General features: G+C 60.2%; 17 protein-coding genes and 2 pseudogenes. 10 read left to right on the forward strand and 9 right to left on the reverse strand.

Translation table 11 applies throughout. The features are described 5' to 3' along the window. The 4 genes from EKN06_RS13530 to EKN06_RS13545 form a co-directional block, all read left to right on the forward strand. Window positions 1-440 (forward strand): acyl-CoA dehydrogenase family protein (locus tag EKN06_RS13530; protein WP_276317289.1); only part of this gene is annotated, 440 nt, incomplete at its 5' end. Window positions 441-484: 44 nt separating this feature from the next. Continuing rightward, a complete protein-coding gene (locus EKN06_RS13535) occupies window positions 485-1,621 on the forward strand; it encodes a thiolase C-terminal domain-containing protein (protein WP_240654979.1) in 1,137 nt (378 codons plus the stop codon). Next, window positions 1,621-2,076 carry a Zn-ribbon domain-containing OB-fold protein gene (locus EKN06_RS13540; protein ID WP_127613458.1) on the forward strand — a complete coding sequence of 152 codons (456 nt, stop codon included), beginning with the start codon at window positions 1,621-1,623 and terminating at the stop codon, window positions 2,074-2,076. Before EKN06_RS13535 ends, EKN06_RS13540 begins: the two co-directional genes overlap by 1 nt. Before the next feature lie 2 nt (window positions 2,077-2,078). Further along, the gene (locus EKN06_RS13545) at window positions 2,079-3,221 is read left to right on the forward strand and encodes an aromatic ring-hydroxylating oxygenase subunit alpha (RefSeq protein ID WP_127613459.1); all 1,143 of its coding nucleotides are present in this window, start codon (window positions 2,079-2,081) and stop codon (window positions 3,219-3,221) included. 85 nt (window positions 3,222-3,306) lie between these two features. Here EKN06_RS13545 and EKN06_RS13550 read toward each other — a convergent pair whose 3' ends face one another. The 5 genes from EKN06_RS13550 to EKN06_RS13570 form a co-directional block, all read right to left on the reverse strand. Next, window positions 3,307-4,572 (reverse strand): acetyl-CoA C-acetyltransferase, encoded by a 1,266-nt coding sequence (locus tag EKN06_RS13550; protein ID WP_127613460.1) that lies wholly within the window; start codon window positions 4,570-4,572, stop codon window positions 3,307-3,309. 106 nt (window positions 4,573-4,678) lie between these two features. Continuing rightward, on the reverse strand, window positions 4,679-5,827 hold the full coding sequence (locus EKN06_RS13555; RefSeq protein ID WP_127613461.1) for an NADH:flavin oxidoreductase: 1,149 nt from the start codon (window positions 5,825-5,827) through the stop codon (window positions 4,679-4,681). Then, window positions 5,824-6,627, reverse strand: a complete 804-nt coding sequence (locus EKN06_RS13560) for an alpha/beta fold hydrolase (RefSeq protein ID WP_164844077.1) — start codon at window positions 6,625-6,627, stop codon at window positions 5,824-5,826. Before EKN06_RS13560 ends, EKN06_RS13555 begins: the two co-directional genes overlap by 4 nt. 222 nt (window positions 6,628-6,849) lie before the next feature. After that, a complete protein-coding gene (locus tag EKN06_RS13565) occupies window positions 6,850-8,142 on the reverse strand; it encodes an acyl-CoA dehydrogenase family protein (RefSeq protein WP_127613463.1) in 1,293 nt (430 codons plus the stop codon). Between the two features lie 38 nt (window positions 8,143-8,180). After that, window positions 8,181-8,933, reverse strand: a complete 753-nt coding sequence (locus EKN06_RS13570; RefSeq protein ID WP_127613464.1) for a glucose 1-dehydrogenase — start codon at window positions 8,931-8,933, stop codon at window positions 8,181-8,183. Window positions 8,934-9,472: 539 nt separating this feature from the next. On the opposite strand from EKN06_RS13570, the gene EKN06_RS13575 reads away from it, so the two are divergent. From EKN06_RS13575 to EKN06_RS13600, 6 genes are all read left to right on the forward strand, one after another. Continuing rightward, window positions 9,473-10,195, forward strand: a complete 723-nt coding sequence (locus EKN06_RS13575) for an SDR family NAD(P)-dependent oxidoreductase (protein ID WP_127613465.1) — start codon at window positions 9,473-9,475, stop codon at window positions 10,193-10,195. A gap of 74 nt (window positions 10,196-10,269) precedes the next feature. After that, the gene (locus tag EKN06_RS13580) at window positions 10,270-11,214 is read left to right on the forward strand and encodes a phosphotransferase family protein (RefSeq protein WP_164844078.1); all 945 of its coding nucleotides are present in this window, start codon (window positions 10,270-10,272) and stop codon (window positions 11,212-11,214) included. Then, window positions 11,214-12,845: a long-chain-fatty-acid--CoA ligase gene (locus tag EKN06_RS13585; RefSeq protein WP_127613467.1), complete on the forward strand. Its 1,632-nt coding sequence runs from the start codon at window positions 11,214-11,216 to the stop codon at window positions 12,843-12,845. Before EKN06_RS13580 ends, EKN06_RS13585 begins: the two co-directional genes overlap by 1 nt. Next, window positions 12,842-13,564 (forward strand): TetR/AcrR family transcriptional regulator, encoded by a 723-nt coding sequence (locus EKN06_RS13590; protein WP_127613468.1) that lies wholly within the window; start codon window positions 12,842-12,844, stop codon window positions 13,562-13,564. The genes EKN06_RS13585 and EKN06_RS13590 overlap by 4 nt, the downstream gene beginning before the upstream one ends. 226 nt (window positions 13,565-13,790) lie before the next feature. Further along, window positions 13,791-14,924, forward strand: coding sequence for a CaiB/BaiF CoA transferase family protein (locus tag EKN06_RS13595; protein WP_127613469.1), 1,134 nt, complete (start codon window positions 13,791-13,793; stop codon window positions 14,922-14,924). A gap of 40 nt (window positions 14,925-14,964) precedes the next feature. Further along, entirely contained in the window at window positions 14,965-16,629 is a 1,665-nt protein-coding gene (locus EKN06_RS13600; protein ID WP_127613470.1) for a flavin-containing monooxygenase, read from the forward strand. Between the two features lie 73 nt (window positions 16,630-16,702). On the opposite strand, the pseudogene EKN06_RS16000 reads toward EKN06_RS13600, so the two are convergent. The 4 genes and pseudogenes from EKN06_RS16000 to EKN06_RS13620 all read right to left on the reverse strand — a co-directional run. After that, window positions 16,703-16,801: pseudogene (locus tag EKN06_RS16000) on the reverse strand (IS6 family transposase); the annotation flags it as partial. A 513-nt stretch (window positions 16,802-17,314) separates the two neighbouring features. Beyond that, a pseudogene (locus tag EKN06_RS13605) lies at window positions 17,315-17,899 on the reverse strand (outer membrane protein assembly factor BamB family protein); the annotation flags it as partial. 255 nt (window positions 17,900-18,154) lie between these two features. Next, a complete protein-coding gene (locus EKN06_RS13615) occupies window positions 18,155-18,910 on the reverse strand; it encodes a hypothetical protein (protein WP_240654983.1) in 756 nt (251 codons plus the stop codon). A 740-nt stretch (window positions 18,911-19,650) separates the two neighbouring features. After that, on the reverse strand, window positions 19,651-21,054 hold the full coding sequence (locus EKN06_RS13620; protein WP_127613473.1) for a helix-turn-helix domain-containing protein: 1,404 nt from the start codon (window positions 21,052-21,054) through the stop codon (window positions 19,651-19,653). Window positions 21,055-21,065 lie beyond the last annotated feature (11 nt).

The raw sequence follows: 21,065 nt of genomic DNA on the forward strand, positions 1-21,065 counted from the left end.
TCGAACGCTGCGGCAATGCGACGATGTCGCTGGCGCAGGCGTCGGGCGCGCTGGCGGATGTTTGCGAATATGTGCTTGAACGCAAACAGTTCGGCAAGCCGATCGCCGAATTCCAGGCCGTGCAGCTCAAGCTTGCCGAAATGCAGATGAAAGTCGAAGCCGCGCGTCTGCTGATCTGGCGCGCTGCATCACAGGCCGAAGAGGGGCTGCCGTCGGTGCTCCACAGTTCGACCGGCAAGTGCTTTGCCAACACGATCTCGCGCGAAGTCACGGGCGATGCGATGCAGCTGATGGGCGCCTACGGCTATTCAAAGGAATTCCCGATGGAACGCCGCCTGCGCGACGCATGGGGCTGGGGCATCGCAGGCGGCGCGATCGACATCCAGAAGGTCAATATCGCCGGTGCCATGCTCGGCCGCAGGTTCGACCAGCGCAAATGACATCGGCAAATTCATCTCGAACGATTTGCAATAAGACCGCCATCGTGGGTGTCGGCGCAACGCCCTATTATCGCCGCGGCGAGTCTGCTCCGCAAACGCTCGACGAACTGGTCGGCAAGGCGATCCTTGAAGCGCTCAGCGACAGTGGCCTTAACTGCCGCGATGTCGATGGTTTCGCCTACTTTTCCGGCGGGTTCGATACCGGTTACCTTATGGAAACACTGGGCATTCCAGAGGTTCGTTTCACCGCTTCGCTAACTGGCACGGGCGGAGGATCGGCCGGATCCATCGGCCTAGGCGCAGCAGCGATCGTATCGGGCATGGCCGATGTCGTCGTTTGCGTCGGAGCCAATCAACAAGGTTCACAGCGGTTCGGGGCCATCACATCCGCTTATCCCGCGACGCCCGGGAATGCGTTTTTCGGCGCCACCGGGTTGGTCGGTCCGGGACATATTTTTGCACTGTTGGCGCGCCGGCACATGCATTTGTACGGCACGACCCGCGAGCATTTCGCCGAAGTGGCGCTATCGGCCCGAGCCAATGCGGTGAACAATCCCGAAGCACGCATGCGCAATCCGCTCACAAGCGAGGAATATTTCAACGCGCCGATGCTGGCCGACCCGCACTGCCTGTTCGATTTCTGCCTGGAGACCGACGGGGCGGTCGCAGTCGTCTTGACGACCGCCGAACGAGCGCGCGACCTTCGCCGCCGACCGGTAGAGGTATTGGCAAGCACGCACGGTGGGTCCCGTGACTGGGGCCGGTCGATCTACTGGATGAACATGCCGGACAAAGTGTTCGCATCATCTGGCCACGCGTCCGTCGCTGCCAGGCTCTATGCCGAAGCGGGCGTCGGGCCGCAGGATATAGATTGCGCTCAGTTCTATGACCACTTCACCAGTCAGGTCATCATGCAGATCGAAGACTATGGTTTTTGCGAGAGGGGTGAGGGCGGTCCGTTCGTCGCGGACGGCAACATTCGCCTCGATGGCGCGCTACCCATCAATACGGACGGTGGGCAACTTTCCGCAGGCTATGTCTGGGGCATGACCCACGTTCGGGAAGCGGTGGAACAGCTACGCGGCGATGCTTTCAACCAGATCCACGACGCGGAAGTCGCGCTGGTCACCGGCGGGCCATCAAACCTGCCGGTTAGCGGTCTGATACTGGGGCGGGGATGATGGACGAACGGATCGCTCGCCATCCCCCAGCGACTGGTGGCACGATCGTTACCGATGTCTGGACCGCGCCGTTTTGGGAGGCAGCCGCTCGGCGTGAACTGGTTCTGCCGCGGTGCGCGGTCTGCGGCACTTACCGCATGCCGCCGACGCCGTTCTGTCCGAACTGCCATTCGCAATCTATCGACTGGATTCCGCACGACGGAACGGCGGTTCTATACAGCTATACGATAGTGGACCGTGTCCTGATCGACGGGATGGAAGGATCGCTTCCATACGTGCCCGCGATCGTCGAATTCCCCCATGCGCAAGGCATCCGGCTGATCACTAACATGGTTGACTGTCCGATCGGTGCTCTGCGTGTCGACGCACCAGTCGATTTGATATGGATAGAACCGGAGCCGGGGACAGCGCTGCCCGCTTTCACTCTCAGCCGTCAGCAAAGGGAGCATGATTGATCATGACCATAGCCAACGACACGACCAAACTTGCGGTTCGCGCTCTCAAGCATTTCACGGCCGGCACAACTGACCAAGCCCCGGGCATTTCCGATCTACCTGTCGCGGCTTATCTGGACGAGGACAGATTCAAGCGCGAGTTCGAGGCAATCTTTTTGCGCAAGCCGCAAGGCATCCTGCTGTCCATCGAAGTGCCCGAGCCTGGCGATTATGTTGCCCGCACTTATCTCGGAAAGCCGCTGCTGGTCGTGCGCGGGAAGGACGGTGTGGCCCGCGTGTTCCTCAACGTTTGCCGACATCGCGGCGCCAGGGTTTGCGCAGAGGGTATGGGCAGCGCTTCGCGATTTTCATGTCCCTACCATGCCTGGACTTATGATCGTGAGGGCAAGCTCATCGGCGTTTCCGGCGCGAGCACGTTTGGCGATATGGACAAGTCGACGCTTGGCCTCACACAGTTACCGTCACAAGAGGCCGCCGGAGTCATCTGGGCGACGCTGACTCCCGGCGCGCAGTTTGATATCGATGACTGGCTCGGGTCCATGCGCCACCAACTGGAACTGCTGCGGCTTCGCGATTGCGTGGTATTCTCGCAACGGACAATTCCATCGCCCGGCTGGAAAGTGACGATGGACGGTTATCTCGAGGCCTACCACCACGACACCGTCCATGCAGACACGCTCTCCAAACATACGATCGGCAATCTGCTCGTCCACGATATTCATGGCCATCACCAGATTTTGACAATGGCGCGGCGCAATCTGCCCGAACTTGCCGATTTGCCCGAAGCAGAATGGCAGGCGAGCAACTACCTGCGTCGCATCTACTGCACTTTTCCGAACTTTCAGGTTTCCGGCATCGTGGGCGGCTATTTCCTGATCAGCCAGATCCTTCCGGGTGACTGCGCGACACAATCGGTCACGATCCAGACCATCCTGACAGGAAAAACACCCGAAACGAGCGAGCAAATGGCTGCCGCCGCAGCGTTCCGCGATATGGCGTACGACGCTGTCGAGGTAGAAGATTACCCAATCGGCTTCGGCATTCAGGCAGGCCTTGCTTCGGGCGCCAACAAACATTTTGTAATCGGCCGCAATGAACCGGGTCTGCAGCATTACCATAAGACCGTGGCCGAACTTTCCGCGTGATCGCGAAGTCCGAAGCACCTGTTTGAGTTGATGCTCGGAAGCGCTTGACGGTGCGTTGCCGAAACCGCGGCCTTTTGCGATCGGTCTAAAGGGTTCCGGTGACGCGCTCTATGATAATGGCAGGAGCCATGCCGCCCGCAGCGCACATGGTCGCCAGACCATAGCGCCCGCCCGTCCGTTCAAGTTCGTCGAGCAAGGTGCCGATCAGAATGGCGCCGGTCGCCCCTATCGGATGGCCCAAGGCGATCGATCCTCCGTTTACGTTCACTTTTTCCCGATCGAGGTCGAGATCGCGAATGAATTTCTCTGCAACGACGGCAAATGCCTCATTGATTTCCCATAGATCGATATCTTCGACCGTCAGGCCCGCCCTTGCCAAAGCCTTGCGCGCGGCAGGAACCGGTGCATTGAGCATCAGTGTTGGATCGCCACCCAAATTGACGGCAGTAACCACGCGGGCACGTGGCACAAGGCCATGCTGCTTCGCGTAGGCAGCCGACGTGACAAGAACGCAGGCCGCACCGTCGACAACGCCCGAACTGTTGCCGGCATGGTGGACGTGATTGAGAACCAGATCAGGATAGCGCCTCCTGATTTGATTGGCGAACGTGCTACCTTTCTCGTCATAAACCCAATTCGCCAGTTCCGTGAATGCTGGTTTCAGCGTCGCCAGGCTTTCCTTTGTCGTGGCGGGACGGGGGTATTCTTCGTGATCCAGCAGGATTGAGCCGTCTTCGGCGGTAACTGGAACGAGCGATTTGGCAAAGTACCCCTGATCGATGGCGCGGGCGGCACGGCGTTGGCTCTCTGCGGCAAGCGCGTCGAGATCTGCGCGCGATATGTTCTCAAGCGTGGCAATAGCGTCGGCACAAATTCCCTGATGAGACTGAGGGTGCCGTCTATCGAGCGTCGGGTTGCCCGCGCCCATCAGCGGCGCACCCAGCCCGCTGGCAATTTCGGCGCGATCTCTCTCGCCGGTATAGCTCATCATTTCGGTGCCGCCGGCAATGATGCAATCTTCCATCCCGCTCATCACTTGTCCGGCGGCGAGCGCCACCGACGAGATGCCCCCGCCGCAAAACCTGTCGAGCGTCATGCCTGAAGCGGTGATGGCATAACCCGCGTCGAGCGCAGCCATCCGGCCAAGATCACCGGCTTGCTTGCCCCGTTGGGCCGACGTCGACCAGATGATGTCGTCAACAGTCGAAGTGTCGAGACTGTTTCGCTCGGCCAGCGCTCTCAGCACAGTTGCCGCGAGTTGCTGCGGGTGCATATTTGCTAAGGCGCCCTTGCCCACTTTCCCGATCCCGCGGGGAGTTCGAACCGCATCGATGATATACGCCTGTGTCATCCGGGTTCCTTCAAGAGGCCGCACTTTGCCGCAAGGTGCCAGCCTTTTTCATAACAGTGCGATCAACAGCACGCGCCATGCATAATCCAGCGTGGCAAAAAGGCGCTCAGCCGTGTTCGTAATGCTGCATCGCTGTCGACCGGTCGTAGGGTGTCAGGTCCGCGATGCGCCCGGCCTCGACCTTTTCCAGCCAATCCGGATCCGCAAGCAAGACGCGCCCCAGAGCGACTAGGTCGAATTCGCCACGCTCGAACATCGCGACGAGTTCGTCGAGACGATTGAGCAGGGGTGACGAGATACCTTCGACGAAATCCTCCATAAGATCCCGGTCCATGCCGATCGATCCCACGGTAATGACCGGTAACCCGGTTACAGCCTTGACCCATCCCGCCAGATTCCTTGGGTCGCCTGCGAATTCAGGCTCCCAGAACCGGCGCTGGGAGGCATGAAAAATGTCGACGCCGGCATCGACCAGCGGAGCTAACCAGCGTTCCAGTTCGACGGGATCGTTGGCCAGCTTGGCCTCGTAGTCATAAGTCTTCCACTGCGACATCCGGAAGATGATAGCGAAATCCTCGCCGACCGCTTCGCGGCACCTTGCGACCACTTCCGCCGCAAAGGCCGTGCGGTCGGCGATGTCGGCGCCGCCATAGCGATCGCTTCGCCGGTTGGTCGCGTCCCAGAAGAACTGGTCGAAAATATAGCCATGCGCGCCGTGCAATTCGATCGCGTCACAGCCCATTCTTTTTGCATGAGCTGCGGATTTGGCAAACGCGGCGGCGGTGTCGGCGATGTCTTCATCGGACATTTCGCGCCCGCCCGGCACGTCTGGCCCTGCAAGACCTGAGGGGCTGACGAGCGGTGCATGAGGATCGTCGGGATAATTGAAATCCGAGCATCCGCCGACATGCCAGAGCTGAGGCACGAACGCACCGCCTTCGTCATGCACGGCATCGATCGCGCGTTGCCATCCGGCGAGCGCATCCTCACCGTCGAATATCGGTACGGTGCCAGCCGCGACGGAATGGTCGATCGCTACCCCGGTTCCTTCGGTAATGATCGTTCCGATACCTTTGGCCGCACGGCGCCGATAATACTCTGCCCCATCCTCCTTCAGCACGCCGTTGGGCGCAAAATAACGCGACATCGGCGCCATGCAGAACCGATTGTTCGTGCGGAGGGATTTACAGGCGAACGGCCGGTGCAGTGGCTCCAGAAGTTCGGCGAGATTTCGGCCGGTTGTTAGATCGGTCACGCCAGGCTCTCCATAAATTCGATGATGGCCGCGTTATAGCGGGCAGGATCTTCCAAGTGCGGTGAATGGCCGGTCTCGAACATCAAAACCTTCCCGTTCCGCGCGCAGTTCGCGGCAAAACCGGCGATCGCGGGATCGGCAATACCGTCCTTTTTGCCGCCGATGGACAGGACGGGAAATGCAAAAGACGACAAGATGTCGCGCTGATCGAGCGTGACGAGATCCATCAAGGTCTGACTGGCGCGCGGGCCGCTGGCCAGAAAAGCGCGTTCAAACCAGTCGGTCAAAGCCGGATTGGCACCTTCGGCGGCCGCGCCCTGCGCCAGCATGCGAAAAAATCCGGGGCGGTCGGCCGTTATGGCTCCTGCGATTGCCAGGACATCCTCCGGTTTCCCGCCATGCGGGAAATCATCTGCCTGCGTGTAGCGCGGTGTTGCCCCGCAAGTAAGCACGAGCCCTGCGACCTTTGCGCCAAGCCGGCTGGCCGCCGCAACCGCGATCGCGGCGCCGAGCGACCAACCGTTGAGCACAACCTGGTCAACACTGCATTGGCCGACGATCGCCGCGACGTCCGCCGCAATCGCATCAATCGACATGTCCCGAAATGCCCGGTCCGACCGACCGCATCCACGATGGTCGATGACGATCGCGCCATATCCGGTCGCGGCGAGTGCTTCGACTGCCGAGTTCCAGAATTCCCCGCTCATTCCCCAACCGTGGATCAGGACCATGGTGGCCGCGCGATCCGATCGGTAGTGATCGTAATGAATTCTGCCGACGTCCGTTTCGAGAAATGCCATCGGGGGATCGCTCCTTATACTGGCGGGCTCAAGGTCACTCCCGGGGAAGGGGTGAAATGGTGCATCGTCACCTTGTGTCGCATTATTTTCCAATTGCCTTCGCGGCATTCGAAACTATCGTCGTACGTCGCGCTGACGGTCTGCGCCCGATCATGCATCGCGAACCGGCTCTCGATTGAGTCAAGTTTCGGTTCCATGGTCTGGCTCATCGGCACTATATCCTCAGTCGAGAAAAGCCGCGAATTTCGCGCGTGCTTCCGGCAGTCGGGACGGGATGTGGTAACTGGGGAAGGGGCCGTCGGAGGGTTCGACGCCGCGCAGGATATCCTTGGCGACGACGATCTTGTGAACCTCGGTCGGCCCGTCGACGATGCCCATTTCGGGCACGTATTGCCACATGTCCATCAACTGCGTTTCATTCGACATGCCCAGCGAACCGTGCAGGTGCAGCGCCCGGTAGACGACGTCTTTGAGAACGCCGGGCATCGCCGCCTTGATCGCGCTGATCTCGCGCCGGACATCGCGGGTATACGCCTGGTCCCGGTCGAGAAGCCAAGCGGCATAAAGCACGTGCAAACGGAATTGCAGGATCTGTGTGTAGCTGTCGGCGATCTTTTCCTGCACCATCTGCTTGTCTGCCAGCCGCTCCCCCTTCGTGATGCGGCTGACGACCCGTTCTTTCATGAAATCCATGGCCTTGTTCAGAATGCCCACGGTGCGCATCGCGTGATGGATGCGGCCCCCGCCCAGGCGAGACTGAGCGACCTTGAAGCCTTCGCCTACAGGGCCGAGTCGGCTGCGTTCAGGTATGCGGCAATCTGTGAACCGGATGTAGCCGTGAACGCCGCTGCCCATCTCATCCTTCGGGCCGACTGCGGTGTTGCGGACGATATCCATCCCATGCGTGCCGGCTGGCACGATTAGCATGGTCGACCCTTCATGAACCGGGAAATCAGGGTTCGTGATCGCCATCACGATCAGGAATTCAGCGACGCACGCGTGGCTCGCGAACCATTTCTCGCCGTTTATAACCCACTGATCGCCGTCCAATCGGGCCTGACATTCGAACTGACCGGGATCGGCCCCGGCCTGAGGCTCGGTCATGGAATAACAGGACACGATTTCGCCATCGAGCAAAGGCTGAAGGTATTTCGCTTTCTGTTCTTCCGTACCGAAACGCGCCAGGATTTCGGCGTTGCCCGTATCGGGGGCCTGCGTGCCAAAGACTGTCGGAGCAAACCGGCTGCGACCGAGGATCTCGTTCATCAGGCCCAGTTTGAGCTGGCCGAATCCCTTGCCGCCAAGGTCGGGGCCAAGGTGGCATGCCCATAGCCCGCGTTTCTTCACTTCTGCCTTCAGCGGCGCCATCGCCCGTGCGGCTGGCGACTTCGGATCGACATGCGCAGCGGGATGCCGAAATACCAGATCCATCGGCTCAATTTCTTCGCGCACGAATTCGCGCATCCAGTCGAGCTGCTTCTGAAAATCGGGATCGGTTGAAAAGTCCCAGGCCATCAGCAGCTAATCTCCGCGAGAAGGAAAGAAAGATACGATCATTGCCCGGCGTACCAGCCACCGTCGACCCAGATTTCCGCGCCGGAGACATATTTCGCCTCGTCCGACGCGAGGTACAGGCTGGCATAGGCGATATCGATGGGATCGCCGGTGTCGCCCATCGGAATCGCCGCCTTGATGGCTGCGTCCTGCTCGGGCGTGATATCAGCCAGAATGGGTGTCTTGATCTGGCCCGGGAAGATCGTGTTGACGCGAATGCCCCGCTTGGCGAATTCAAGCGCGCCGGCTTTGCCCATCACGCGAACCGCTGCTTTCGATGCATGATAGGAAATCGCTCCCGGGCTGCCAATCAGGCCGAACAGCGAGCTGATATTCACGATGGAGGCATTGCCGCTGGCCAGAAGCGCAGCCGACGCTGTCTTCATGCCGAGAAAAACGCCGGTCTGGTTGATGGCGATCATCTTCTGCCATCCTTCCAGCGTTTCGTCCACGATGCCGCCAGGATGGAAAATCCCGGCATTGTTTACCAGCGTGGTCAGCTTGCCATAAGCAGAGGTGTTCGCAGCGACTGCATTCGCCCAGCTTTCCGGGCTGCTCACGTCAAGTTCGACGAATTGGGCGGTGCCGCCTGCAGCTTCGATCGCGGCGACGACCTGGGCGCCCTTATCCTGCTGGATGTCGCCGATCGTAACGGACGCGCCTTCAGCTGCGTAAAGCTTTGCCTGCGCCTCGCCAAGGCCGCTGGCGCCGCCTGATATAAAGGCTACCTTGCCCTCTAATCGACCAGCCATGATTCTCTCTCCCAAACCTGCCGGATTCACTCTTCCAACGGTTCTACATGCTTACTAGCTTAGAACAAGCAAGAATATGGCTGCATGGAACTTGCGGGATTTTATATAATATAATAAATCGTTTAATCCGTACAGCCATGACCAAGAGCAGCCAATTTTCGCCCGCCGTCAGGTAAATCCGGTAATTTGCTTGTCGAAAGCAAGCAGATTCGGCATGGTCTGGATCGGGCGTGACTCGGGTGGAGCCAAGAAATCCGCCGCCCGCGCAAGCGAGACGCTGATCGGGAGGAGAATACGCCTGTGCCGACGAACCGAAAACGCCAAGTAGACGGCCCTTCGTTCAACACCAATCTTGGTTTCCTCGATGCCGGATATCAGGGCTTTTTGGCTGCGAACAAAAACAATATATTCGGCGATAGCTCCGGTATGGAGCTACGGAAGGTGCGGCGCTGGAACCGCACGATCGGATATGACGTTTGGAACTACGGCGCGGCGCTCCCCCCAAGGACGTACGGGGTTGCTGTGGCGCAGAGGTTCTGATGCCGGAGGCAGGTGCGCAGCGTTGGCTCGTGACCGGAGCTTCACGCGGAATAGGTCTTGCGATTGCGAATGCCGCGCTGCACGGCGGCGGACGCGTCGCACTCCTGTCGCGCGGCGGTGCCGATCTCACCGAGGGGCATGACGGGCGCGCGATTGCGCTGAAAGGCGATGTCACACGGCCTGCCGAAATGCAGGCGGCCGCGGACACCTTGGCGGAGCGTTGGGGCGGGATCGACGTGCTGGTCAACAACGCAGGCCTGCATCGCGGCGGGTTGGTAGACCGGATCGACCTCGATGATTTCGCGTCGGTTCTGAGCACTAACGTCTCCGGTCCGCTGAACACGGTGCGCGCGTGCCTACCGCATTTCCCGGACAGTGGCGGAGCGATCGTCAATATCGGCGCGGTCGTCGGAATGCGCGGTTTTGCCGGAGACGTCGCCTATGGGACCAGCAAGGCCGCATTGTCCGGCATGACCAAGGTTCTCGCCATCGAACTTGCGCGGCGGGCGATCTGCGTCAATCTCGTTCTCCCGGGCTTTGTCTCGACCGAAATGACGGCAGAGTTGTCGGCCAAGGCGCGAGAGCGCATCGTCGAGGATATCCCCCTGCGGCGCGAAGGCAGCCCCGAAGAGATCGCTCAGGTCGTCTGGTGGGTAGCCCAGTCGCGTTATATGACCGGGTCTATCGTAGCCACGGACGGCGGCTTGATGGCTAGATTGTGATGGACGCGGCCCAGCGTTTTGCCCTGTGGGTTGAGCGGGAAGCGGACATCGCGGACGCGCGCATCGTTCGCCCGTTGACCGGCGGCAATGCCAATGTGACCAGCCTAGTCGCAAGCGCGCGGGGGCCGCTGGTCCTTCGTCACCCGCCAGCAGACACCATTTCCGATCTCGCAAGTGCGGGAATTGCCAGGGAATTCCGCTTCATCACCGCGCTGCATGGCAAGGCGCCTGTCGCCGAACCGATCGCGTTTTGCCACGACCCCGCAATAATTGGCGCACCATTTTCCTTGACCGGATTTGTCGAAGGGGATGCAATCACCGATACGGTCCCTGCGGGACGCGAAAACACGGCAGCGGCGATTAGCGAACTTGGCTGCGCCCTCATCGATGCGCTTGCCAGTGTTCACGTGATCGATCCGATACCGGAGGGACTAGGCAATGCGGAAAAGGCGCGGAGTTTCGTGCCTCGGCAGATCGAGCGCTGGCGCGGCGTGCGGGCCGAGGTGGCCGTTCGAGATTTGCCGTTGATCGAGCAGCTGGGCAGCTGGATGAACGACAACGCGCCTTCACCCGAGGCGATCCGGATCGTTCATTGCGATTATCATCTCGACAATGTGCTTATGGCCCCAGCCCGTCCGCGGGTGAGTGCGATTCTCGACTGGGAAATGGCAACACTGGCCGATCCCCTCGTCGATCTGGGTCTGGTGACTGCAATATGGAACCGCGACGAACGCGGGCCGCTCGGATTTGCATCCGTGCAAGCCATCTCGAATCGTGCCGGCGTGGTTTCTGGAAACGAACTCGCTGCGCGCTGGTCCGCCGCCACGGGGCTGTCGTTAGAGCATATCAATTACTACCGGGCCTTTGCATTGTGGCGTCTGGCTGCAATCGTCGAAGGGGCATACGTTCTGTACCGCCAGGGAAAGATCGACGGACGGTATGAGCGAGGGCTGGAGGAGGATGTGCCCGCCTTACTGATGGCTGCAGCCGCATTTGCCGAGGGGAGGGGGATGCCGTGATGGAAGCTACGATGATGCACGAACCGCTCGGCACCGCGGCGATTGTCGCCCATGGCGAGAGAATTCATGCGTCTAGCCGCATTGGTCTGTTCGACGGAAATTCCATCGCGTGGCGCTCTTATTCGGAAACCGCCCACCGCGCACGAAAGCTGGCCAGCGGGCTGGCGGCGGCGGGGGTCGCTAACAACACACGCGTGGCAACGCTCAGCTGGAACGACTTCGCGCATTTTGAGACCTATCTGGCTGTGCCGGCAATGGGCGCTGTCCTGCACACCCTGAATCTTCGCCTGCATGTGAAACAATTGGATTTCATCATGCGGGATGCGGGTGACTGCGTGCTGATTGCCGATGCAGACCTGCTTGCGGCAATTGCCGCGGATTTGCCAGCGCTCAGTGATCTCGACCTTCTGATCGTGACAGGCGATATCGCCAAGGTGTCGCATCTCGATATGAATTTCGTCGGGTACGAGGATTTCATTTCTGATCAGCCACCTATGGCCGTTTTCCCTCAGCTCGAGGAAACGGCGGCCGCGGCGACCTGCTATACAAGCGGATCGACCGGCAATCCGAAGGGCGTCGTATATTCGCATCGCACCATCTTCCTTCACAGTTTGGGGTCGATGGCCGCCAACGCCTTTGGGTTGAGCGATCGGGATCGAGTGCTCCTGCTCCCGCCCATGTTTCATGCCAACGCGTGGGGACTGCCTTTTTCCGGTTGGTTCGCAGGGGCGGACTTCGTCTTGCCCGGCCCGCATCTTGGCCCGGACATGATACGACGCATGGTGCGCGCTTCGGCGCCGACATTCACGGCAACCGTGCCGACAATCCTCAACGATCTGCTGCGGGCCGACCATGACGAACCTATCGACATGAGCAGTTTTCGCATGGTCGTTGCCGGGGGCTCGGCCGTGTCCGAGGCGCTGATCGAAGAGGTCGAGAAGAGTTGGGGTGTGCCGCTCATCCAGGGATGGGGAATGACCGAGACAAGTCCAATTTGCGTCCTGTCGCACCCTCCCGCAGACGTCGATGCGGAAGAGGCGCGCAGACTTCGCGCCAAGAGCGGGCGACCTGTCGCGGGGGTGCGCGTAAGGATCGTGAACGACACCGGCCAGCCCGTCCCGGAAGACGGCCAATCGGTCGGGCGATTGCAAGTGCGCGGAGCCTGGATTGCGCGCGGCTACCACGGCGCCATCGCCGCCGATGCGCTTACTGATGACGGCTGGCTTGATACCGGCGATGCGGGCACGATCGACGAGCGCGGCTATGTGCAGATAACCGATAGGCTGAAGGACCTTATAAAGTCAGGCGGAGAGTGGATTCCCTCCGCCGAACTTGAAAACCACATCGCCAGCCTTCCGGGCATTGACCTTGCGGCAGTGATCGGGGTTTCGGACAGCCGATGGGAAGAGAGGCCGTTGGCCTTGGTGACCACACGCGATGGGGCGAAACCTGATTTTGGAGCACTGCGTGCGCAGTTGCGCTCGCGTGTCGCTCGGTTCTGGATACCGGAAAATTGGGCGCATCTTGAATCGCTACCTCTGACCGGGGTAGGCAAGATCGACAAGTCGGCGTTGCGAGAAATGGTGGCAACTGGAAAAACCGTGTTTGAGAGAGTAGATGGCTCGCCATGAACGCATCAACTCCTCTTGCCGCAAAAGCATCGTTGCGCGATTCCGTCGAAAATCAGACGCCGGATGCAACTGCGAACCCGAAATCGACCAGAGCCAAACGCCGTACGCAGGCGGAGCGGACCGCATTGTCAGATGCACGCATGTTTGAAGCGGCAAAGGACCTGATCGTGGAGCAGGGCACACATGCCACGACGCTGAAAGAGGTGGGTGAAAGGGCAGGATATTCGCGGGGCTTGGCATCCAACCGTTTCGGATCGAAGGACGCATTGTTTGCGCAGCTTACCCTGCAATTCAACAACAAGTGGACGCAGGAGCTGGCCAAGGCTGTTGGGGATCGCACCGGCGCGCAAGCATGTTTTGCCGCGCTTCACGCCGTGAACGGCTTCCTTGCCAACAATTCGCAGTACATGAAGGCCATGTATATTCTGTGGTTCCAGTCGATCAGCTCGCATGACGATGCGCGCAATCATCTTTCGGCCTATCAGGCGATTTATCGCCGGGATGTGACGCATTGGGTTCGCGAAGGCATCGAACGCGGCGAGATCGATCGAAATGTCGATGCGGATTGCTACGCGTTCCAGTTTTGCAGTTTCATTTTCGGAACCATCTATCAGTGGCTGGTTGCACCAGACGCTGTTGATTTGCATAAACAATTCGAAAATTTCCGTCTCACGACGGTTCGCGAATTCGGCATTAAACCCGACATTATCCAAAGCTGATCTGCGCAACCTGCAGGATGCCACGAATGACGGCAAGGTCCGGCCCTTTGGTGCTTGATAAGCTAGTTGTTAGACGCTAACAACTAAGTCCAAAGCCGACAAACGGCGGGAGAGGGGTCGAAAATGAAGGTCGATCGATGATGTCCGTCCAGTTGATCTTTCGGAATTTTTCCACGGGCACTTTCAACGAAACCGGCCATGCATCGATGCCGCGTTGGCAGTTGCGATGAGTAGCACGGCACCGACCCCTCCGCCTCTGTTTCGCCCGCCGCTTGACGGCGTGCGGGTGATCGAGCTCGCCGGAATCGGACCTGCGCCATTTTGCGGCATGATGCTTGCGGATCACGGTGCCGAAGTAATTCGCATCGATCGGCCTGGGGGCAGCGATCCGCTGGCCCAGGATCAGTCGCGGGACGTGCTTCTGAGATCACGGCGATCGATATGCCTCGATCTCAAGGAGCCGGATTCGATCGACATCGTGCTACGGCTTGTAGAAACAGCCGATGGGTTTCTTGAAGGTTTTCGCCCGGGAGTGGCGGAGCGGCTAGGGCTTGGCCCCGATGTCTTGATGCAGCGAAATCCGGCTCTGGTTTATGCCCGCATGACCGGGTGGGGTCAAACGGGTCCTTTATCGGATCGGGCCGGTCATGATCTGAACTATATCTCGCTCAACGGTTGCCTACACGCAATCGGTCCCGAAGGGCAGCCGCCAGTCCCGCCGTTGAATCTGATCGGCGATTATGGCGGCGGCGGCATGATGCTGGCATTCGGCTTTGTGACCGCGCTTCTGGCTGCGCGCAGCAGTGGTGCGGGCCGGGTTGTCGACTGCAGCATGTCTGACGGGGCGGGCGTGATGATGGCAGCGATGTGGTCGCTCAAGCACAACGGAATGTGGGACGAGCCGCGGGGGCACAACCTGCTCGATGGCGGGGCGCCATTTTACGCCTGTTATGCCTGTACAGACGGCAAATACATCGCGATCGGTGCGGTCGAGGAGAAGTTCTACGCACGATTGATCGAAGCGCTGAACCTTGCGGACGATCCGCTGTTCGCGGCGCAACACGACCGTACGAAATGGAGCAGGATGAAGACGCGGTTAGCGGCAACCTTTGCAACGCGCCCGCGTGGGCAATGGACCGCGCTGTTGCTGCCAAAAGACTGCTGCTACACTGAAGTGCTGACCATGGAAGAGGCGCCGCTGCACGAACATAATCGTGCGCGCGGCAGCTATGTAACGTCCGATGGCCTGACCCAACCGCGGCCCGCCCCGCGATTTGTCGACACCGAGATGATTGCGCCAAAGATGTGGAAAGCGGATTCCGACCGAGGCTCCATCTTGCGAGAACTCGGCATCGAATAAGACCGGCGATCGAATGCCGGAAGAGATCAGGAGAGCGGTGATGACTGGAACAGTAGCCAGCACAAAGGACGTTTCGTCAGGTAATCGGCGAGGCGACGGTAGATTCGATTACGACATTATCGGAATCGGTGCCGGTTTCGCCGGGCTGAGTATGATCCATTATTTTCGAGAGCTGGGCCTTTCAGTCCGGGTCTTCGATCGCGCCAGCGACGTAGGTGGCACTTGGGCCTGGAACCATTACCCGGGCGCGGCAACCGATAGCGAAAGCTATTACTATTGCCTGACCTTTTCAAAGGAACTGCTGCAAGAATGGTCGTGGACCAAGCGGTATCCCGGGCGCGAGGAGACGCAAGCTTATATGCGGTTCGTCGCCGACAAATGCGACATGTGGCCGCACATCCAGCTCAATACTGAAATTACCGAAGCGAGGTTTGACGCGGAGCTGGGCGGATGGCGCGTGACGACGGCCGAGGGTGAGAGCTTCACCTGCAAATATTTCGTCAGCGGCATGGGCATGATTTCAGAGCCGATGATCCCGAAGCTGAAGGGTATGGACCGGTTCGAAGGGCCGCTGTTTCATTCGTCCCGCTGGCCGAGTGAGGGGCTTGATTATAGCGGCAAGCGCATCGGCGTGATCGGCGCTGGTGCAACTGCGGTGCAGATGGTGCCCGTGCTGGCCGAAACCGCGGCCAAAGTCACGGTGTTTCAGCGCACGCCCAATTACATCCTCCCGGCGATGCAAAGGGAGATGACCCCGGAGTGGGAACGGGACATCAAGCAAAATTACGACGAGATCGTTGCCAAGTGCCGCAATCATGTGTTCGGCATGGCCTTTGAAAGCCCTCCCGGCCGCAATGCGGTCGACACCGATCCGGAAGAACGCGAGCGCATTTTCGAAGAGCACTGGAATGGCAGCTTCCGATGGGTGTTCGAGACGTTCGACGACTTGCTCGCCAATCCTGAAGCCAATCGCATGGCGGCAGACTTTATCGGCGCCAAGATGCGCGAGCGCGTAAACGATCCCGCAATTGCTGATCTGCTTGTGCCGACGTTCGACGATTATCCGTTGTTTGCAAAGCGCCCGCCGCTCGATCACGGCTATCTGGAGGCGTTCAACCGCGACAATGTCCAACTCGTCGACATCAAGGATGCCGAACCGATCGTCGAAATCGATGAGACGGGTGTCTTGACGACACGGGAGCACTACGATTGCGATATCATCGTGCTCTCAACCGGCTTCAAAGCATACACCGGTGCGCTGGAGGCTTTTCCGATCATCGGCGAGGAGGGCCAGACCCTGGCTCAGAAATGGCAGCCCGCCTCGGAAAGCATAATGGGCGTGTTCGTGGCCGGATTTCCCAACATGTTCGTCATCACCGGGCCGCAGGCGCCCTTCGCGAACTTGCCGACTTCGATCGAGCAGAACGTGAAATACATCACGCAGTGCATTGCCAAGATGGAACGCGAGGGGCTGAAACTGTTCCATCCCCGCCGTGAAGCGGAGATCGAGTGGACGCGCCAAACGGCCGAGATCCATGCGCAGACATTGATGGCGCAGGGGGACAAGGTCAATTCATGGATGATGGGCGCGAACCGTGACGACAAGGCTGCGCGCGTTCTCATCTATTTTGGCGGTGCCAACCTCTATTACGATTCCATGGACCAATCTGCCAGCGCCGGCTTCCCTGAGATCGACTTCGAATGAAGGCGGGTGCCAGGCGTTGTCAGGTTAGCTTTGTCAGGTCGAGCCGAAGCGCTAAGCTGAAAACTTATGCGCTGTTGGTGGAAACGAAGCGTTGAGCTTGGCTTTGCGACTTGAACCGCTGTATCTTTCGTTCTCGTCGTCGAACAGGCAGTGAATTCTCAATCCAGTTGTCGCGTAATCGACCGGGCGCATGACGGTCGGCAGAGCGCGGGACCTTCATTGCTGCGCGCTACGAAGGCAGCCCGTGTTAACGATGGCTTCGAGCGCCGCATACTGGTTATTAGAGGTTTTCCGAGCAATTTCAGTGCTGCATCTATGCTTCTGCGCTTCTATACGAAGACATCCGGAACATCCTCCTCCTTGTCGGGCGCGCGCGACGTCTACAATCTTTGGCCGTTGATGTGCCCGACCATCAAGTCACGGTGCCAGGGGCAGTCGGCGCGTCCGCGCTTGCGACGGATTTTGGCGGCGATGGCGAGGCCGAATTTGTTCGCGCAGCAATGCACCGTCTCGTAACTTATCGCTTGCCCCTCGTTCGGCGAGCATGTCCTCGACATCTGCCAGGCTCCGCGTGAGGAGGTAGTAGAGCCAGACCGGTCCCGTTTGGACGAAATGGAACTTTTGTCGGTGCCACTAGACGGCGAAGCGCCGCAGGTGGAGACGCGTTACACCGACAGCACCCCGGTTAAAGATCGGGCAATCCATATGCCACCAGCGAGTCTCCCGTTGGTGACTGGATCAATCCCTTGCCCCCTGCAGCGACGACTACCAACTGACGCCCGCTCTTTGGCGAAAAGTAGGTCATCGGCACGGCTTGACCGCCCGCCGGCAATCGCGCGCTCCACAGTGTCTTCCAATCGGCAAGAGAAATTGCGCGGAACGTGCGCCCTTGCGTCGCGGCGACGAAGACAAGCCCGCCCTCGGTAATCAGGGCACCGCCACTAGTGAGAACGCCCATGGCTATCGTTAATCCAACCGGGATGCCGAATGGCCCGCTGTCGCGCATGGTGCCGAGCGGCCGTTCCCAGCGGATTTTGCCGGTCCGCAGATCGACCGCGTACAGAACGCCGAACGGCGGCTTGGAACAGGGTACCTCCAACGGCGAGAGGAAACTGCCCGCTTCCATTGCAAAGGGTGTGCCCGCCTGCGACCAAAAGCCTCGCGCTGACTTGGCACCATGAACGCCTTTGGGTTTCAGGCCCATCTTGTCGGCGATCGCACGCGGAACCAGCAGTTGCCAGGTGGGCACCCAGTTCGTAACTGCCACGAGGAGCCCAAGATCCGACGGTTCAAAACCGGCCCAGTTCCTGTCGTTTCACATGATGGCAGATAGCCACCCTCTATAATTCATGTTCGAGACCTGGAAAAAAGGCGTCTAGCTTCCGTTGCTCAGCGGCGCAGGGGTTGAGGAACCCGCATTCCGGGTGTCGGACAAGTGACCACCAGCTTCGCGCTCAGGCACATCGTGTACCGGACGGCCATCCCGGTGTGAGCGGGCATTCTGCGCCTAATGGATAAACGAACTCTAATTTTGACGAATGCCGTAGTCGATCCGGATCCTGACCCACTCACCGATCATCGCTCGGCCGCCGATCTGGGGCGGCCGCACCTGGAATTGCCAAGCTGCCGCGAGCACGGAGCGCATGATGTTCGAATGTTCTGGATATTCGCCGACGCCCACGCAGTCCTCGACGCGGAATTCCGGGGCGGTTCGGCACGCGATCATGCCCCAACCCGGTCCGCTTGCCGTGGACAGATACCCACGCAACTCAATATCGAGTGGTTTGCGATACCAAGAGGCGGCGTAGAGTGGTTCGCCATTCGGACCCGACCCGTCGACAAGCTGGCTGTCCGAAGATGAGCGCGGCGCGACCGGTCCGATCATCGCCCTGCCTTGGGTTGCAGGCGTCGCTGGCCGCGGACGGATCTTGGCGATATCGGCAGCGGCCATTTCCCGCGGCGTCAACAGCAGCGGAGGCGCATCGGATGGCGTGGCTTGTTCTTCGGGCGGGCGTGGCGGCTCCGGAATGGGTTGCGGCTGCGCATCGCGATTGGCCTGATCCACCGTCTTCTCGTTCGGCTCGCTGGTTTCCGGAGTTGTCTCGCTCTGATCCGGGTTCGCCCTGAAGTCGATGCTTGTCAGGGATACAGCAGGTTCCTTGTGGCCAGCGATAGATGCGCCAAGCGTGGACAGCATGAGCAGCAAAGCTACTTCGAGCAACAGGGCTAGGGCAATGCTCGCTCCGCGCTGCCCGAATTGATCGCGGATTTGTTCGATCAAGGAGCCGGCACGGGATGGAACGCGAAAAAACATAAGGCTCGATTTCGGTCGTACGGGCTTGGCGGCGATTCCCGATCTGCTGTCCGTTCCGCCGATACGCTCGTGATGTGCGAGGAACAAGGCTTATACTCGCGGGCGTCGCGGCTATCGGTATTACAGAGGCGCTACGTAATATTGCGTTCACTGCCTTTCTGCCGGACCCTGCGGTTTTCCGTCAGATGTCGTGGCATCTTTACGTACAGCCGTTGCGGCGCGAAGGATTCTGCATCGCCGCGCACGTGGCCATGTCGGCCAGCCTTCCCATGATTGAGTCCGGAGTCGGAGAATTGCAAAATTCGATCGAAACGGGAAGATCGAGTGGCTTGTCCCGCCGGGCGAAGCCGACGCGCTGGCCGAAGCACTAGGGCAAGCGATTGCCGCCCCCGGACTGTTTGCACAAAAGGGTATTGAGGCCAGTGTGCATATCGGCGAAAAGTTCTAGCGCGATCGGTTCTGGGCCGATGGGGAGTCAATTCTGACGAAGATAAATGCGCGGAGCGACGCGCCAGGCCAGCATTGATCGAGACGGGAGGCTCTTTCGAGCGGATGGCTGTGAAAGTGCGGCCTTACGGCGATGGCAATCGGCGCGACTGCGATGCCTTGGACAGATGGTTACACCCGTTAGGATGAAGCTCAGGCTCGCGATCGTGACCGGTCAGGCCGGGACCGGGCCATTCGCTACCACTCTCATTACCGGTGCATCACGCGATGCGATAGGGCACGACGCCGCGGCGGTCCCTGTCGACGACGATGGCGCGGTCGCCCGGCGGAAAGGCGCGCTGGTCGCAGGATTCGCGGGGGCAGATGCGGCAGCTTGTCCCGATCGGGGTTGCCGAAGATCGCGCCGACAAGTCCATCCCGTCGGCATAGATGAAGCTGCCGGCATGTTCCGCCTCGCACCCCAGCGCCACGGCATAGCGTCGCGGCGGGCGGGTGAAGCTGCCCGAAGGCTTGACCAGCCCCTTGGCCATGGAAACATAGCGCACGCCATCGGGCATTTCGGCCAGCTGCGTGAGAATCCGGTCCGGAATGGCGACCGCTTCGTGCACGATCCATAGCGGGCAGGCCCCGCCAAACCGTGCGAATTGCAGGCGGGTGGCCGAATGGCGTTTCGTAATGTTGCCCGCCATGTCGACCCGGCAGAAAAAGAACGGAACCCCGCGCGCATCGGGCCTTTGCAGGGTCGAAAGACGATGGCACGCCTGTTCGAAGCTGACCGAAAAGCGACGTGTCAGCCGGTCGATGTCGTGCCGTTCGCCAAGAGCGGCATCGCGAAAAGTGGCATAGGGCATGAGCAGCGCGCCCGCCGTATAATTCGCCAGACCCACGGCCAGAAGGTCGCGTGCAGCTTGTGTCGTCAGGCCAGATACCGCGATGACGGCTTCGACATCCTGTTTCAGCGCCAGCGCGACGATCTGATGCGCAAGCTGGAAACGCCGGGTTTCGGGCGGCTGCGCGGAATCGAGCGTCAACCTGCCAGCTTCCATCCGGCGAAGCGCCGCACCGTCTCCATCCACGACGGTTAGTCCGAGCGCATTGCCGGCGAAGCGCTCCAGCGCGATCGTTCCGGGCGACGCGCCGTCGGCGGCCAGGCGGGTGGCCAGATCCTCCGCCGCGCGGTCCAGCGCATCGACATAGTTGCCCGCATCGTGGAACCAGTCGCGCACTTCTTCCCATGGAAGGCGCGCGGTGCGGTCGGTTCCCGCGCCCATCGCCTCGTCCAGCATCTGCAGCCGTTCGCCCGCGTCACGATAGGCGCGGTGCAGGGCGACGAACCTTTCGGCGAGATGCGGCAATTGTCGCACGGCGCGGCTGGCCAGCGCTTCGTCCAGCGGTTCGGCGAAGATCGGGTCCGATGCTGCCTGCAACAATGCCTCTGCCCGCGCGTCCGAACTTTCGCCGCGGATTTCGTCGCGGGCCATGCCGAAACGGCGGGTAAGGGTCGCAAGGATCGGTGCGGTCAGCGGCCGGTCGTCGCTTTCGATCTGTGAAAGATAAGACACGGAAATGGCGAGAGCGGCGGCCAGTTCGGCCTGTTTCATGCCGTGCCGTTCGCGTAAGGCGCGGACCGACTGCCCGGCGAAGATGCGTTGCGGCTTGCTCATCGACCAATTGC

Origin of the sequence: Croceicoccus ponticola, from assembly GCF_004004515.1 — a bacterium.
GTDB classification, from domain to species: Bacteria; Pseudomonadota; Alphaproteobacteria; order Sphingomonadales; family Sphingomonadaceae; genus Croceicoccus; species Croceicoccus ponticola.